This is a genomic window from Paraburkholderia sp. RL17-347-BIC-D, from assembly GCF_046027915.1.
Lineage (GTDB): Bacteria > Pseudomonadota > Gammaproteobacteria > Burkholderiales > Burkholderiaceae > Paraburkholderia.
Map to the genome: position 1 here is coordinate 1 of NZ_JARESS010000168.1, position 1,448 is coordinate 1,448.

1 protein-coding gene is annotated in these 1,448 nt (G+C 63.3%); it reads left to right on the forward strand.

Translation table 11 applies throughout. The features are described 5' to 3' along the window. Positions 1-72: 72 nt before the first annotated feature. Positions 73-1,203 carry an IS110 family RNA-guided transposase gene (locus tag P0D96_RS47915; protein ID WP_408183713.1) on the forward strand — a complete coding sequence of 377 codons (1,131 nt, stop codon included), beginning with the start codon at positions 73-75 and terminating at the stop codon, positions 1,201-1,203. Positions 1,204-1,448 lie beyond the last annotated feature (245 nt).

Consider the following 1,448-nt stretch of genomic DNA (forward strand, 5'->3'; position numbering starts at 1 on the left):
GGTTAGTATTTCTGCCAGAGCCGCACGGTGTGGACAGGGCCACACCCGGCGATATCCATCACGGAGGCCAGCGTGGAAAACGATAGCACACTGTACGTAGGGCTCGACGTTCACAAGGATTCGATCACGGTGGCCTATGCGCTGGGCACAGGCGAGGTCGAACTGCTCGGCAAGATTGGCACGACGAAGACGGATATTGATCGCCTGTGTAAGCGCCTGCAATCGAAGGCGCGGCACATCCGCATCGTCTACGAGGCGGGCCCGTGCGGCTATGGACTTTACCGTCAGCTCGTGCAGAAAGAATTCGACTGCATGGTGTGCGCGCCGTCGCTGATTCCGAAAAAGCCGGGCGATCGGGTCAAGACTGACCGGCGTGATGCGATCAAGCTGGTGCGGTCGCTGCGCGCCGGCGACCTCTCAGCGGTGTACGTGCCAAGCGTGGAAGACGAAGCATTCCGCGATCTGGCTCGCGCGTGGGTCAGCGCCAAGGACGATCTTAAGCGTGCCCGGCAACGGCTGAAGGCCTTTCTGCTCCTGCATGGCGTGCGCTATGCCGGCCGCGCCGACTGGGGACCTGCGCACCGGCGCTGGCTGAGCGCCTGTGCTTTCGACAGCGTTTGGCAGCAACTGGCATTCGAGGAGTATCGGCGCACGATCGAGGATCGCCTGGCGCAATGCGACCGGCTGGAGGCCGCGTTGCGCGAGGCCGTCGTCAACTGGCGATTCTATCCTGCCGTGCTGGGCCTGCAGACGATGCGGGGCGTCCAGTTCACCACGGCAGTGGGCATGCTCGCCGAGCTCGGGGATCTGTCACGCTTCGCCCACCCGCGCCAGCTGATGGCCTGGCTGGGGGTGACGCCGTCCGAACACTCGTCAGGCGACAAGCGCCGTCAGGGCAGCATCACCAAGAATGGCAACAGCTATGCAAGAAAGTTGCTGGTGGAAGCGGCCTGGAGCTACCAGCACCCGGCCCGCGTGAGTCCCGAAATCCAGCGCCGCCACGAAGGCATCCCCAAGCCCATCGTTGACCGCGCCTGGGACGCGCAGGTGCGCCTGTGCCGGCGCTACCGGAAGCTCGTTGCGCGCGGCAAGCAGAAGAATATTGCGGTGGTCGCGGTCGCTCGCGAACTCGCCGGTTTCATCTGGGACATCAGCCAGCTCGCCATGTCGCTCGCCGTACGGCCCGAGGTGCGCATGGCGTGACCCAACCCTTGAGCAACACGTGAATCAACCTCACCACCCGAGCAAGAGTTTCCTGAAGGCGGCGTAGCCCGGCACCCGAGCAACCCGCGAGACGGTTAGGCAACGGATTTGATTCGACTTGCGGTACTAGATGGCGGCAGGCTCGCTGGGCGGACTTCTGTAATGCGGTAACCAACCCGCGGATATCAGCATGATCCACCGTCGAGATTTACTGCTACGTCGCCCTCAGGAAATTCAGATGGCAG